Here is a 13,486-nt window from a genome sequence, read left to right on the forward strand (position 1 = left end):
TCTCTAAATTGATGTTCAAAAATACATTTTTATTCTCGTTTATACTTCTTTTTTCATGCGGAAATTCTGTTAAGAGTATAGAGGAAAGAGAAAAGATACTAGACAAAGATATAGCTCCTAAAGAAATTCTAATAAAGAATTTGAAGACTGGTGCTGATAATTTTGAGAAATACATTCCGCTATTAGAAAACAAAAAAGCGGGAATTGTAACCAATCAAAGTGGGATTTTAACCAATAAAACACATTTGGTTGATTTCTTATTGACTCAAAAAATCAACATTCAAAAAATATATGCACCCGAACATGGTTTTAGAGGAACTGCTGATGCTGGTGAAGTAATTAAAGATGGAAAAGATACTAAAACAGGCTTGCCTATAATTTCCCTTTACGGAAACAACAAAAAGCCAAAACCGGAACAATTAGAAGGAATTGACGTTATGGTTTTTGACTTGCAAGATGTTGGTGCACGTTTCTACACTTATATATCTTCTTTACATTATGTAATGGAAGCGTGTGCAGAAAATAATATTTCGTTAATTGTTTTAGACAGACCGAATCCAAATGGCGGAATTGTAGACGGACCTATTTTAGAAAAAGAATTTACCAGTTTTGTAGGTATGCATCCTATTCCTGTTTTACACGGAATGACAATTGGTGAATATGCTAAAATGATTAATGGTGAAAAATGGTTGATGAATGAAATTCAATGTAAATTGACTGTAATTCCATGTGAGAATTATAACAGAACTATGTTTTATGATTTATTGGTAAAACCTTCGCCTAATTTACCGAATGCACAATCGATAAATTTATATGCGAGTTTGTGCTTTTTTGAAGGAACCAATGTAAGTGTAGGCCGTGGAACAGAGAAACAATTTCAAATTTACGGTTCGCCTTACCTTAATAAAGGTACATTTAGTTTTACGCCACAGCCTAACGAAGGAGCAAAAGACCCTACTTATAATGGAAAACTTTGTTATGGTGAAGATTTAACTAAAATTGAACCTGTTAACAAACTCGAATTAAAATGGTTGATGAAAGCATACGCTGAAACAACAGATAAATCGAAATTTTTTAATTCGTTTTTTACCAAATTAGCCGGAACGAAAAAACTACAAGAACAAATTGAAAAAGGTATTTCTGAAGCTAAAATTAGAGCTTCGTGGCAAAAGGATTTGATTGATTTTAAATTGATGCGTAATAAGTATTTGATTTATGAATAAGGGGAAGATAGAGAAAAGATGAAAGAAAAAAGAAATTAAAATTTATGTTTAAAAAGCACGATAAACTAAAAACAATAATACTTATAATTATAAGTTGGTTTCTTATTGGTATTGGTTATACAACAAAAATCGGCCATCCTTTTTCAACAATTCTTTTTCTAGGAGGTTTAGTGCTATTTATTACTTTTCTTATAAACTTGTTTAAAAACTAATTCACAAAGGCATTTTTTCTTTCATTTTTTCAACAATATTAAAAGCTGCAGGACAAACCTCTACGTTTTTCAAAGTTAAATCGGTTATTTGTTGGAATTTCTTCCTATCGGTATGCGGAAATTCTCTACACGCTTTTGGGCGAATGTCATAAATAAAACATTTATTATCACTGTCTAAAAACGTACAAGGCACACTTTGCAACACATAATCGTTGTCTTCATCTTCACGAAGGTATTGATCTATGAATTGTTGTGGTTTTTGTTTGAAATTTTTAGAAATACGTTCAATATCGGTAATGGTGAATAGCGGACCGGTAGTTTTACAACAATTAGCACAATCTAAACAGTCGGTTTTTTTAAATTCGGCATCGTGCAAATCCTGCATCACTTTATCCAAATTTTTTGGTGTGCGTTTTTTCAGCTTATCAAAATACTTTTTGTTTTCGATATGCGTATCTTTGGCAAGTTTTCCGAGTTCGTTTAGATTTGGCTTCAGCATTTTTAATAATTTCTTTTGCAAAGTTAAACAACTTGAAACTCCTAGAACTTTAAAATTTGAAACTTTTTATGAAAGATTTATTCGGTAAAGCCATTTTAGATTATCAAACCAATAATTCTCCGGAAGATATTATTACTGAAACTTCGATTAGTGAAGCAGATGAAATGAATGTTTCGTATTTGTTTAGAAGCTATAAAGAAATGCCAAAATTAGAACAAAAGGCATTACAATTGGCGAAAGGCAAAGTTTTAGATGTTGGTTCTGGAGCTGGAAGCCATGCTTTATATCTTCAAAATGAAAGAAAATTAGAAGTAACTGCAATTGATATTTCGGAAAATGCAATTAAAGCTTGTGAATTAAGAGGTTTGAAAAATGCTGAAGTTGTTAATGTGTTAGATTTAGATACTTGTGAAAAGTTTGACACCATTCTATTATTAATGAATGGCACTGGAGTTTTTGGAAAACTGAATCAGATTACAACTTATCTTCAAAAACTAAAAAACCTTTTAAATGATGGCGGACAAATTTTAATTGACTCATCAGACATAATCTATATGTTTGATCAAGATGAAGATGGCGCATACGAAATTAATGCCAATGGTTATTATGGCGAATTGACTTTTAATATAGAGTACAAAGGAGAAAAAGAAGATGAATTTGATTGGCTTTATCTTGATTATAACACCCTACAAAATGCAGCACATGCAAATGGTTTAGAATGTGAATTGATTTTGGAAGGCAAACATTATGATTATTTAGCTCGATTAACTAATTAAAAGTTAATGGCATTTTCAATTGAATACTGATTGGCTTTCCACCTCTTTTTGCAGGTTCCCATTTAGGTGCTTTTTTTAATACACGAATTAATTCAATTGCAGAATTAGTTCCTAAATCACGTAATATTCTAATTTTCTTAACTTCGCCAAGTTCATTAACATTGAATGTGAAAATAATTTGCCCTTTCTTTTCAACTGTTGAAACATCAAAGTTTTCAATTATATAATCATAGAACTTGTCAATTCCTCCTCCCTGAAATTTAGCATCAATTAAATCGCCATTTAAATACACTTCACCTCCGCCATCTCCAAATTGAGCACATGAAAAATTAAAGGCAAGCAAACTAATGAAAATAGTGAAAATGATTTTTTTCATCGAATTAAGGAATATTTAAATATTTATGTGTTTGTAAAGAAACCCTCCATTTCGGATTTTTCATTACATAATCCACAATAAGCGATGTCATTTCTTCTTTTTTACTCCATTCTGGTTGTAAAAAAAGAATTGCATTTGGATTTACTTTTGCCGCTTGTTCTTCAGCAAATTGAAAATCGTGCTTATTGTAAATAATTACTTTCAATTCATTTGCAATATCATAAGCTCCTTGAACAGGCAACTTCATTTTCTTTGGCGATAAGCAAAACCAATCCCAAGTTCCAGTTACGGGGTATGCTCCAGAAGTTTCAATATGAACTTTTAAATCTTGTGCTTTTAATTGTTTCGTTAAGAAAGACATATCCCAAGTTAAAGGCTCTCCTCCAGTAACAACAACGGTTTCTGCATATTTTTTTGCATTTGCTACAAAAACATCAACATGAGTAGGCGGATGTAATTCCGCATTCCAACTTTCCTTAACATCACACCAATGGCAACCTACATCGCAACCGCCAATTCTAATAAAATAGGCAGCAGTACCTGTATGGTAACCTTCTCCTTGAATGGTATAAAACTCCTCCATTAAAGGCAACATTTCACCTTTATCTACTGCAATTTGTATTTCTTTCTTTAACATTGTATTTAAAATAGTTTGCAAAGATAAGTATTCGTGATTAGAAATAGTAATTAGTGAATAGTAATTAGTAGTTTTATGCTATTTTTGAAATAAATATTAAAACATTAAATAATGAAAAAGTATTTAATTCAGAAAATACCTTTTGTTGTTCCAACCAATGATGGGAAACTAATTGAAGAACACCATGGATTAGTTTCAACTGAAAATAAAGATATTTCAATTGCGCATATGATTGCCCCACCAAAATGGAGTGAGCCTTTTCAGACACCAGAATTCGAAGAATATACTTATATTATATCTGGTAAAAAACAATTCATTATTGAAAATGAAACAATAGTCTTAGAAGCTGGACAATCTATAAAAATTGAAGCAAATACTAGAGTGCAATATTCAAATCCTTTTGATGAACCTTGTGAATATATAGCTATTTGCAAACCTGCTTTTGACTTTAACAAAGTTCATAGAGAATAAAAAAAGTGGCAAAAGCCACTTTTTTTATTCTCTTAATAATTGAAGAATACGTTGTTCTACAGGTTCGGTTTCCCAAATCTGCTCAATATTTTCTATTTCCAATATTTCTTTCATAATTTTATTCTGCCTGTCACCTTCTGCTAAAGCCTCAGCATAAGGTTGGTGACTAAAAGTAACTCTACTGTACAAAGGAGTCCATTTATCTGGATGTTTTCCAGAAAACCATTTTTCAATTTGTTTCTGTAAGTGAAATTTATCATCGGCTGTTTTAGAACTCATTTCCATAAAATTACGATATGATAATTCTGCAATAGCATCTGCATTTGGTTTTCGTGAGTTTTCATATTCAGTAAAAATAGTTTGCCAATCGTCTCCATATTGTTCCATTAATTCACTCAAAACAGTAATATCCTCAAAACCTGCATTCATTCCATGTCCGTAAAAAGGAACAATAGCGTGACAAGCATCTCCAATTAAAGCAACTGTATCATTGTGTGTCCACGGAAAACACTTCATGGTTACCAAATAACTTTTTGGATTTCTGAAGAAATCTTCTACCAAATTTGGAATTACATCTTGAGTTGATGGAAAATATTTTGCAAAAAAGTCAACTAATTTTTCTTTGGTATCTAATTCTTCAAATGAATTATCTCCTTTAAAAGGCATGAATAATGTACAAGTGAAACTACCATCTAAATTAGGTAAAGCAATTAACATGAAGTTACCTCTCGGCCAAATATGAAGTGAACTATTGTCTAATTTATGGGATCCATCTTCATTAGCCGGAATATTTAATTCTTTATAACCGACTTCTAAAAAATCTTGTGAATAATCAAACATGCTTTGACGCTGCATTCTATGCCTCACTCTTGAAAAAGCTCCATCTGAACCAAAAACTTTATCATATTTATAAGGTCTCCATTCTCCTTTTTCTTCTTCTCCAATATGTAAAATAGCTTCTTCAAGTGAAACATCCCAAACTTTATGTTCAAAGAAAAACTCAACTCCAACTTCTTCTGCTAAATCAATCATTTTTCTATTTAAAACACCACGAGAAAGTGAATAAATTGCTTCTCCTTCTTTACCGTATTTTTGATAATTTAGAGATTGATCTATCATGTGAATTGCCCTTTTTTCCATAGGCAATCCTATTCTTTTAATATCATCAGCTATTCCTATTTTCTCTAACGCCTTCCAACCTCTATTTGACATAGCCAAATTGATTGAACGACCAGAAAATTTAATCTTTCGAATATCTGGACTTCTATCGTAAACATGAACAATGTGACCTGCTTTTTTTAAATATATTGCTAATAAAGAACCAACTAAGCCAGCTCCTACAACAGCAATCTTTTTAGGTGTTTGCATTTTAAAGAATTTCTTACCACAAAAATAAAGAAAATAAACTAGTTAGTAATAGATTTCAATCAGCATTATAACTAAAAAAGACGATTAAAATCGTCTTTTTTAGTTATCTAAATTTTTATATGTCCCCAGTTTTCACCGGTTTTAATTCTGTGTAATTGCATTTCTGAAATTCCAAATTCTTTGGCGATTAAGCGCAAACGAGTTTTTCTATTAGGATCGAGTAATTTTCTCTTTAAGCGTATAACATCTATTTCTCTTAGTTTGGTGTTTTTAGGCCCAAATTTTTCAAAAGCTCTTTTTCTTCCTGCTGCAACATGAGGACTTTTATAACCGTGTTCTCTCATTTCTTGGTAAGTAACCCATTTTAAATTAGTTATAACATTGTTATTCTTATCATAATCTAAATGTATTACGTGAGTTTGCTCTTCAGATTCTTTAGGTAAAAAAAGTTCTCCTATTATTTTATGAATAGATTGTTGGTAATTTTTTTTCACATTATTTGTTTGACGAACATATCTAAAATATGGAAAACCATCATTAAGAACATGCTTAATAATTTTACCTTCTTTAATATTTGATGTAAAACTCTTTAAACGACCTAAATTTGAAACTGCATAGCGTACCTTTCCCGGAACTTCAAGTTCATATTCTTTCCATTGCTCTGTTATAAAGTGACTCATTATTTGTGGTTTTAGCTAATAAATTTGAGGAAATAAATAGTATTAACCTAATGTACGAATAATTAACTACTTTGGAAAATTAATTTTTTCACCTACATTCATTTTTTGTGATTTTGCAAGCATTCCGCACATATGAAATAACATTCTTGCACCTACATTCCCATCCCAATCTCCATTTTCTCCTGGAGCAACTTCAACTAAATCAAACCCTATAATTTCTTTATTTGTTTCAGCTAATCTACTCAATAAATAAGTTGCCATTTCATAAGTAAATCCTCCAGGAACCGGAGTTCCTGTATTTGGACAATACAACGCATCCATTCCGTCAATATCAAATGAAACACAAACTTTTTTAGGTAACGAATTAATGATATTATCACACAAATGTTGCCAAGTATTCCCCTCAAACAATTGCTTTTTCAAGTCAGTATCTGTATGAACTAATACTCTACCGTTTTCACTTTTTACTACTCCAACTTCTTCTTCACAAAAATCTCTAATTCCAACTTGAACAATTTTTGAAATTTGAGGAAGTTTTAATGCATTATACATAATTGAAGCATGTGAATAGGTAAATTGCTCGTAAGCAATTCTTAAATCCATATGCGCATCAAGGTGTAGTATTCCAAAACTTTCATGTTGAGATGCTAAGGCTTCATAATATCCAAGTGGAGTTGAATGATCACCACCTAATAAAACTACTTTTTTACCTTTATTCAACCAGTACTGAGTTCTTTCTTTTACTTCAGTATGCAGTTTTCTACAAATTTTATTGATTTTATCTAAATCAGATTGCAAAACAGGAAAAGTTGAAATATCTTCTCCATTTTCTTGTGCCTCAATAATTGGCTGTGCTAAACTTTTATATTTTTCAGAATTGATTGCCCAATGAGAAGGTGCTTCATCCATGAAAATTCCTAATTTCCACAATTCTGGAAATTCTTGATGATTTAAATCGACTTGAAAAGAAGCATCTAAAATAGTATCTGGACCTTCTGAGGCACCAGCACCATAACTAACAGTAACTTCCCAAGGAACAGGAATTACAATGATTTCACTTTGCTCTGCAGAAAAAGGCAGTCCAAATATTGTTGCATCTGCTAACCCAGGCTGACTTGGGTCGAAAGTATCAATGATTTGTTGTTTTGTCATTCTTAATGAAATTATTTAGATAAAATACCTTGTTTTAGAATTTGACCAAAATTATACATATCCTCAAATGAAGTGTATAATGGAACAGGAGCAAAACGAATTACATTTGGCTCTCGCCAATCAGTTACTACGCCGTTTTTCATTAAATAATGAAACAATTCTTTCCCCTGGCCATGTAAATAAACTGATAATTGACAACCTCTTTCTTCTTGATTTGATGGGGTTAAAATTTCAAATTCAGCTTCTTCAAGTTCCTCATCAATTTCATGAAGTATAAATTCCAAATAAGAGGTAATTAAATTTCTTTTTGCAACTAATTTTTTCATTCCTATTTCGGCAAACATATCTACAGATGCTAAATAAGGTGCCATTGATAAAATAGGTAAATTACTCACTTGCCAACCATTTGCACCATGAACCGGATCGAAATTTGGCTCCATCAAAAACCTTCTTTCCTTATTATGACCATACCAACCGGCAAATCTATTTAAATCTTTATCTTCATGATGCTTTTCATGTACAAAGTAACCTGAGACATTTCCTGGTCCTGAATTCATGTATTTATAACTGCACCATGCCGCAAAATCTACTCCCCATTTATTCAATTCTAATTCAATATTACCTGCAGCATGAGCCAAATCCCAACCCACATACGCACCTACTTTATGACCAGCTTCGGTAATCGTTTTCATGTCAAAAACTTGACCTGTGTAGTAATTTACTCCACCAATTAAAACAAGAGCTAGTTCATCTCCAACTTCTTCAATTTTACTTAGAATGTCTTCGATACGAATATTGTGTTCTCCTTCTCTACGCTTGATTTCAACTATTGCATCTTTTGGTTCAAAACCTCTGCTTTTAACCTGACTTTGAAACATATATTGATCTGACGGAAATGCTTTTTCTTCGCAAATAATTTTAAATTTTTTTTGAGTTGGCTTGTAAAATGAAACCATTAGCAAATGTAAATTTACCGTTAAAGTATTCATTACTCCTACTTCTGTGGGTTTAGCTCCAACAATTTCGCTTAAAGGCTGACAAAATCTTTCATGATAATCCCACCAAGGCTTATCTGCATAAAAGTGCCCTTCAACAGCTAAATTAGCCCAGTCAGTCATTACTTCATCTACATATTTTTTTGCACTTTTAGGTTGTAAGCCTAATGAATTTCCTGTAAAATAGATTACATTTTTATTGTTTATTTGAGGAAAAATAAATTCATTTCTATATTTACCCAATTCATCTTGAGCATCAAGGCTTTTAGCAAATTGTAAGTTGTTTTCAAATTTCATTTGGAGTGTTGTTTTTATAATGGGTAAAAATAAGTATAAATTAAGAAAGGTAAAAGCCAAAGGTTAGAAATAAAAAAATCGCATCAAATTGATGCGATTTTTTTATTTATGATTTTAACTTATTACAATATTAACATTGCATCTCCATAAGTGTAAAATTTATATTTTTGCTCAATTGCTTCAGCGTAAGCTTTTTTCAATAAATCATGCCCACAAAAAGCAGAAACTTGCATTAATAGTGTAGACTTAGGAATATGGAAATTTGTAACCATTGCATCAGCCAAACTAAAATCATAAGGTGGGAAAATAAATTTATTAGTCCAACCCGTATATGGATTTAATGTTCGCTGAGATGATACTGAACTTTCCATGGCACGCATTGTTGTTGTACCAATACAACATACTTTTTTCTTTTTAGATCTTGCACCATTAATAATATCACAAGTCTCTTGAGAAATATCCATTTCTTCAGAATCCATTTTATGCTTTGACAAATCTTCTACTTCAACAGGATTGAAAGTACCTAGACCAACATGTAAAGTAACTTCTGCAAAATTAACACCTTTAATTTCAAGTTTTTTCAACAAGTGTTTAGAAAAATGTAGTCCAGCTGTTGGTGCAGCTACAGCACCTTCATGCTTTGCATAAATAGTTTGGTAACGTTCAGCGTCTTCAGGAGTAACTTCTCTTTCAATGTGCTTTGGAATTGGTGTTTCGCCAAGCTCTAACAATTTAGCTCTAAATTCTTCATAAGAACCGTCGTATAAGAAACGTAAAGTTCTACCTCTAGATGTTGTATTATCAATAACCTCAGCAACTAAAGTCTCGTCATCACCAAAATATAACTTATTACCAATTCTAATTTTACGCGCTGGATCAACTAAAACATCCCACAAACGTTGTTCTGCGTTTAATTCTCTTAATAAGAAAACTTCAATACGAGCTCCTGTTTTTTCTTTGTTTCCAAATAATCTTGCAGGAAAAACCTTTGTATTATTTAAAACCATAACATCTCCATCATCAAAATAATCAATCATGTCTTTAAACATTTTATGTTCGATTAGACCTGTTTTTCTATGTACCACCATTAATCTTGATTCGTCACGATTTTCTGCTGGAAATTCTGCCAATAATTCTTCTGGCAAATTAAAATGGAAATGAGATAATTTCATATATTAAATTTAGTGTTAGAATTTAGAATTTAGAAATAGTTCTAATTCTAAAAGCGAATGCAAATATACGACTGTGAGATAGGCGTTGTCAAGTAAAAAGCAGTTTATTTTAAAAAACCCTTTGTTTACTGAGCCTCATGAATTTCAAAACCAATGCTCTTCAAATCCTTCCAGTAAGAAGGAAATGATTTTGTAACTACCTCAGCATCCTCAATCAAAAGTTGAACTTTTAAAGCTAAAGGCGCAAAAGCCATAGCCATTCTATGATCTTGATAAGTTGAAATACTTACGTTCTCATTAATTTTTGAAGATGATTTTAAAGACAAACTATCATTAGTGACAGAAATATTTGCACCTAGTTTAGTAAGTTCGATTTTCAAAGCTTCTAATCTATCCGTTTCTTTTATTTTCAAAGTATGTAAACCCATTAAATTACAAGCTACTCCTAATCCGAAACAAGTTACCGCAATGGTTTGAGCTATATCTGGGCAATTGTTTAATTTATAATTGGCAATTGATAATTGGCAATTATTAACTTTGTGTAAAACAACAGTATTGTTTACAAAAACTGTTTCTACTCCAAAATCTTTGTAAATTTCTACTAAAGCTGAATCGCCTTGTAGACTATTTTGTTTGTAACTTGATAATTTAATTCTTGTTCCAATATTAGACAAAGCCATTATTGAATAAAAATAAGAAGCTGAAGACCAATCACTTTCAACTAGCAATTGAAGATCTTCAATTGAAGATTTTGGTTCAACTTTAATAACATTGTTTTCAAAAGTAGTTTCTACTTCAATTTTACTTAACAAAGCCAACGTCATTTTTATGTATGGGATAGAAGTAATCTCTCCTTCTAATTTTAATTCTAATCCATTTTCTAATCTTGGTGCAATTAATAATAATGCAGAAATGAATTGACTGCTTACATTGGCTTTTAAAGAAACTTTATTTTCTGTGATCTTTTGACCTTTAATTCTAATGGGTGGAAATCCTACTTCTCCTTCATAAGTAATTTCGGCTCCAAGTTGCTGAAGCGCTTCAACCAAAATTTTAATTGGGCGCTCTTTCATTCTTGAAGAGCCAGTTAAAACCACTTCTCTTCCTTCTTGAACAGCAAAAAAAGCAGTAAGAAATCGCATGGCTGTTCCAGCATGATGAATGTCAATTACATTTTCTTTTGAAAGCAATGCCGTTTGCATTGCATCAGAATCATCAGACTTTGAAATGTTTTCTATTGAAATATTTGAATATAAAGCTTGAAGCAATAACAATCTATTGGTTTCTGACTTCGAACCTGTGATAGTGATTTCGGAAGATGAATTAACGACTGATTGTTTTAAAAAAAAATTCAAAGTACTATTTTAATTTTTTGTTATTATGATGACGATCGTGATCTCGTTTAGTTTTTACATCCATTTTTTTATCAAAAGCTGCTTGTAAATCAACTCCTGTTTGATTTGCCAAACACATTACCACAAAAACGACATCGGCTAATTCTTCCCCTAAATCTTTATTTTTATCACTTTCTTTTTCAGATTGTTCACCATATCTACGAGCAATTATTCGTGCAACTTCACCTACTTCTTCGGTAAGTTGTGCCATATTTGTTAACTCATTAAAATAACGAACTCCGTGCTCTTTAATCCAATTATCAACTTCTTGTTGTGCGTTTTTTATATTCATCCTAGCTTTTCTTTTTTAATACTATTTTTTCAGATTGTTTTATTATCATCTCATTAAATAATGATTTCAAGGAAGCGTAATCATTAGAAGGTATTAATGGATATCTGACTTCTAGTTGACTGTTAACTTGAACAACATCTTGAACACTTTCAATTTTAAATGAAAATAACACAAATTTATTTTCCATAACAATTACAGTGGATTCCGGAACATAATCTACAACATAACCATCTGGGACTTTAATATTAATCTTATATACATCTTTAAAGGGAAAATTGAAATTTACAGGGTATTTTCTGTCTTCAATTTTAAAAGGATTTTCTTCTAATTGAAAGAATAAAAGTGGAGATATATAAATCTTCTCACCAATTTTCTCACCAATTTTACTATGATTAAAATCTATTAGCTCTGTTATAGGCAAATCGTTTTCATTTATTCCAGTTAACTCTAAATTGTTAATTTCAATTCCTTCAAAATTTTCTTCTAACAAACCAACATAATCCTCTTTTTTAACTCCTTTATATTTTTCTCTATAATTCATTGCGTTAAAATCTAAATATTGTCTTCTCATCTTCCCTTCTACAAATCCATCTTCATTTAGAGTAACCATTATCGAATTAATTTCATTTGAAACTGGAAAGTTCATTAAATCAATATCTACTGAAGTTCCTTCTTTTCTAATAAGTCTACCATTCCAATTTAAAGTTTTATTTGGAATAACATTTAATGAAGAATATTTACTAGAAGCATCTAGCAAAACAGGCTTTTCATCTATAAAAACTGATGCAATAACATAATTAAAAGCGGTTCTATTTGGATAAATTGAAATACCATTTGCTCTCGTACTTAACAAAACAGGATTTGCATCTAGACCTGCCTTTCTTAGCATTGACACTAACATTATATTAATATCCGCAACATTACCTGTTTTTTCTTTAAAAGCTTTTTTAACCCCTAAATCACATAAAATACCATGTTTTTCATTCCATGTAATTCTATTTTGAACAAATGAGAAAATTTTTTTTACTTTTTCCAAAGGTGTTAGATTATCAATGTTCAAAGAATTTAACTCATCAGAATAATATGAACTTATTTTTAACTCATCACCAAAATCTTCATGTTCATAAATACTTTGAACTACTCCTTCCCAATTTAATGCAAGGTTCTTCTCAAGCATATTTGGATATTTAATTGAAGCTAGTTCAAATTTTAATATTGATGTATAATTCTTTATATTGTTAACATATTTTTCTTCTTTGATACCAGGAATATTTTTACCTGTATAAGTGTATAAGGTTTGAGGAAATGCTTGATGACTTATTTCTTTTTCTTCTACTTCGATTGTTTCATAACCTGTAATTACAGTTCTGTATTTATAATAAGTCGGGATTGAAATTTCATACTTCACAAAATCGACTGGTATTTCTTTTTGAAATTCCCAATCATCAATTCCAGCAACACTTGAAGAAATAAGTCTATACGAATATTCAATTATTGATCCTTCTTTAACCATTGGAAATGCTAATTTTTTCACACTCCAATTTTCATTAATTTCTTCAATGAATTCACTTTCAGAATTAAGCTTTGACTTTATTATTTTATCATCTTCTAAATTATATGTGTTTGCGTATTTAATTTCTATTTTTTCATTATTTCTATTTGAATAGAAAGGGATTTTTTGATCTGCATACTTAAACCCGTCTTTATCATAAATTTTTATTCTTACAGACACATCAGTTGTTATTGTCCAGCTCCCATCACGATCATACTCATAAAAAGTTTTTCCAACTTTATATTTATATACTGCAGAAGCTGTTGAATCTAATTGATGTTTCGTTTCTTTTAAATCTTGAACAGAAATAAGACCCAACTCATTTTTTTGAGCATTAATGGACGAAACACTAAAAATTAAAAATAGTGTAATTACTTTAATAGATTTCAT

At 30.8% G+C, this 13,486-nt stretch carries 14 protein-coding genes; 3 read left to right on the forward strand and 11 right to left on the reverse strand.

Going from position 1 to position 13,486, the window contains the following annotated elements; all coding sequences use genetic code 11:
• The first annotated feature begins 11 nt into the window (after nucleotides 1–11).
• Nucleotides 12–1,223: an exo-beta-N-acetylmuramidase NamZ family protein gene (locus ACQ65T_RS01650; RefSeq protein ID WP_430399368.1), complete on the forward strand. Its 1,212-nt coding sequence runs from the start codon at nucleotides 12–14 to the stop codon at nucleotides 1,221–1,223.
• Nucleotides 1,224–1,436: 213 nt separating this feature from the next.
• Here ACQ65T_RS01650 and ACQ65T_RS01655 read toward each other — a convergent pair whose 3' ends face one another.
• Nucleotides 1,437–1,931, reverse strand: a complete 495-nt coding sequence (locus ACQ65T_RS01655) for a YkgJ family cysteine cluster protein (protein WP_430401298.1) — start codon at nucleotides 1,929–1,931, stop codon at nucleotides 1,437–1,439.
• A gap of 71 nt (nucleotides 1,932–2,002) precedes the next feature.
• Here ACQ65T_RS01655 and ACQ65T_RS01660 point away from each other — a divergent pair, with 71 nt between their 5' ends.
• Nucleotides 2,003–2,710 carry a class I SAM-dependent methyltransferase gene (locus tag ACQ65T_RS01660; RefSeq protein WP_430399369.1) on the forward strand — a complete coding sequence of 236 codons (708 nt, stop codon included), beginning with the start codon at nucleotides 2,003–2,005 and terminating at the stop codon, nucleotides 2,708–2,710.
• Here ACQ65T_RS01660 and ACQ65T_RS01665 read toward each other — a convergent pair.
• Nucleotides 2,703–3,086: an energy transducer TonB gene (locus ACQ65T_RS01665; RefSeq protein ID WP_430399370.1), complete on the reverse strand. Its 384-nt coding sequence runs from the start codon at nucleotides 3,084–3,086 to the stop codon at nucleotides 2,703–2,705. The two genes, ACQ65T_RS01660 and ACQ65T_RS01665, sit on opposite strands and share 8 nt — an antisense overlap.
• 4 nt (nucleotides 3,087–3,090) lie before the next feature.
• Nucleotides 3,091–3,723 carry a 7-carboxy-7-deazaguanine synthase QueE gene (locus tag ACQ65T_RS01670; protein ID WP_430399371.1) on the reverse strand — a complete coding sequence of 211 codons (633 nt, stop codon included), beginning with the start codon at nucleotides 3,721–3,723 and terminating at the stop codon, nucleotides 3,091–3,093.
• Between the two features lie 111 nt (nucleotides 3,724–3,834).
• Between ACQ65T_RS01670 and ACQ65T_RS01675 the strand changes: the two genes are divergently transcribed.
• Nucleotides 3,835–4,194: a cupin domain-containing protein gene (locus tag ACQ65T_RS01675; RefSeq protein WP_430399372.1), complete on the forward strand. Its 360-nt coding sequence runs from the start codon at nucleotides 3,835–3,837 to the stop codon at nucleotides 4,192–4,194.
• 24 nt (nucleotides 4,195–4,218) lie between these two features.
• Here the strand turns inward: ACQ65T_RS01675 and ACQ65T_RS01680 are convergent, their stop codons facing one another.
• The 8 genes from ACQ65T_RS01680 to ACQ65T_RS01715 all read right to left on the reverse strand — a co-directional run bounded on the left by ACQ65T_RS01680 (nucleotide 4,219) and on the right by ACQ65T_RS01715 (nucleotide 13,486).
• Nucleotides 4,219–5,562: an FAD-dependent oxidoreductase gene (locus ACQ65T_RS01680; RefSeq protein WP_430399373.1), complete on the reverse strand. Its 1,344-nt coding sequence runs from the start codon at nucleotides 5,560–5,562 to the stop codon at nucleotides 4,219–4,221.
• Nucleotides 5,563–5,669: 107 nt separating this feature from the next.
• Nucleotides 5,670–6,242 carry an NUMOD4 domain-containing protein gene (locus ACQ65T_RS01685; protein ID WP_430399374.1) on the reverse strand — a complete coding sequence of 191 codons (573 nt, stop codon included), beginning with the start codon at nucleotides 6,240–6,242 and terminating at the stop codon, nucleotides 5,670–5,672.
• Between the two features lie 66 nt (nucleotides 6,243–6,308).
• Entirely contained in the window at nucleotides 6,309–7,394 is a 1,086-nt protein-coding gene (locus tag ACQ65T_RS01690) for an agmatinase family protein (RefSeq protein ID WP_430399375.1), read from the reverse strand.
• Between the two features lie 11 nt (nucleotides 7,395–7,405).
• On the reverse strand, nucleotides 7,406–8,686 hold the full coding sequence (gene kynU / locus ACQ65T_RS01695) for a kynureninase (protein ID WP_430399376.1): 1,281 nt from the start codon (nucleotides 8,684–8,686) through the stop codon (nucleotides 7,406–7,408).
• 122 nt (nucleotides 8,687–8,808) lie between these two features.
• Nucleotides 8,809–9,858, reverse strand: coding sequence for a tRNA preQ1(34) S-adenosylmethionine ribosyltransferase-isomerase QueA (queA, locus tag ACQ65T_RS01700; RefSeq protein WP_430399377.1), 1,050 nt, complete (start codon nucleotides 9,856–9,858; stop codon nucleotides 8,809–8,811).
• 125 nt (nucleotides 9,859–9,983) lie between these two features.
• The gene (locus ACQ65T_RS01705) at nucleotides 9,984–11,213 is read right to left on the reverse strand and encodes a 3-phosphoshikimate 1-carboxyvinyltransferase (protein ID WP_430399378.1); all 1,230 of its coding nucleotides are present in this window, start codon (nucleotides 11,211–11,213) and stop codon (nucleotides 9,984–9,986) included.
• 4 nt (nucleotides 11,214–11,217) lie between these two features.
• Complete coding sequence (locus tag ACQ65T_RS01710; RefSeq protein WP_430399379.1) at nucleotides 11,218–11,544, reverse strand: nucleotide pyrophosphohydrolase; 327 nt, start codon at nucleotides 11,542–11,544, stop codon at nucleotides 11,218–11,220.
• Between the two features lies 1 nt (nucleotide 11,545).
• Nucleotides 11,546–13,486, reverse strand: coding sequence for a DUF3857 domain-containing protein (locus ACQ65T_RS01715; RefSeq protein WP_430399380.1), 1,941 nt, complete (start codon nucleotides 13,484–13,486; stop codon nucleotides 11,546–11,548).

Source organism: Flavobacterium sp., from assembly GCF_965284515.1.
Taxonomy (GTDB): Bacteria; Bacteroidota; Bacteroidia; order Flavobacteriales; family Flavobacteriaceae; genus Flavobacterium.

What these genes read in the sequence shown, in the direction of transcription:
- ACQ65T_RS01650 (WP_430399368.1), top strand. Translation starts at nt 12, where the DNA reads ATGTTCAAAAATACATTTTTATTCTCGTTTATACTTCTTTTTTCATGC.
- ACQ65T_RS01660 (WP_430399369.1), top strand. Translation starts at nt 2,003, where the DNA reads ATGAAAGATTTATTCGGTAAAGCCATTTTAGATTATCAAACCAATAAT.
- ACQ65T_RS01665 (WP_430399370.1), bottom strand. Translation starts at nt 3,086, where the DNA reads ATGAAAAAAATCATTTTCACTATTTTCATTAGTTTGCTTGCCTTTAAT.
- ACQ65T_RS01670 (WP_430399371.1), bottom strand. Translation starts at nt 3,723, where the DNA reads ATGTTAAAGAAAGAAATACAAATTGCAGTAGATAAAGGTGAAATGTTG.
- ACQ65T_RS01675 (WP_430399372.1), top strand. Translation starts at nt 3,835, where the DNA reads ATGAAAAAGTATTTAATTCAGAAAATACCTTTTGTTGTTCCAACCAAT.
- ACQ65T_RS01680 (WP_430399373.1), bottom strand. Translation starts at nt 5,562, where the DNA reads ATGCAAACACCTAAAAAGATTGCTGTTGTAGGAGCTGGCTTAGTTGGT.
- ACQ65T_RS01685 (WP_430399374.1), bottom strand. Translation starts at nt 6,242, where the DNA reads ATGAGTCACTTTATAACAGAGCAATGGAAAGAATATGAACTTGAAGTT.
- ACQ65T_RS01690 (WP_430399375.1), bottom strand. Translation starts at nt 7,394, where the DNA reads ATGACAAAACAACAAATCATTGATACTTTCGACCCAAGTCAGCCTGGG.
- kynU (WP_430399376.1), bottom strand. Translation starts at nt 8,686, where the DNA reads ATGAAATTTGAAAACAACTTACAATTTGCTAAAAGCCTTGATGCTCAA.
- queA (WP_430399377.1), bottom strand. Translation starts at nt 9,858, where the DNA reads ATGAAATTATCTCATTTCCATTTTAATTTGCCAGAAGAATTATTGGCA.
- ACQ65T_RS01710 (WP_430399379.1), bottom strand. Translation starts at nt 11,544, where the DNA reads ATGAATATAAAAAACGCACAACAAGAAGTTGATAATTGGATTAAAGAG.
- ACQ65T_RS01715 (WP_430399380.1), bottom strand. Translation starts at nt 13,486, where the DNA reads ATGAAATCTATTAAAGTAATTACACTATTTTTAATTTTTAGTGTTTCG.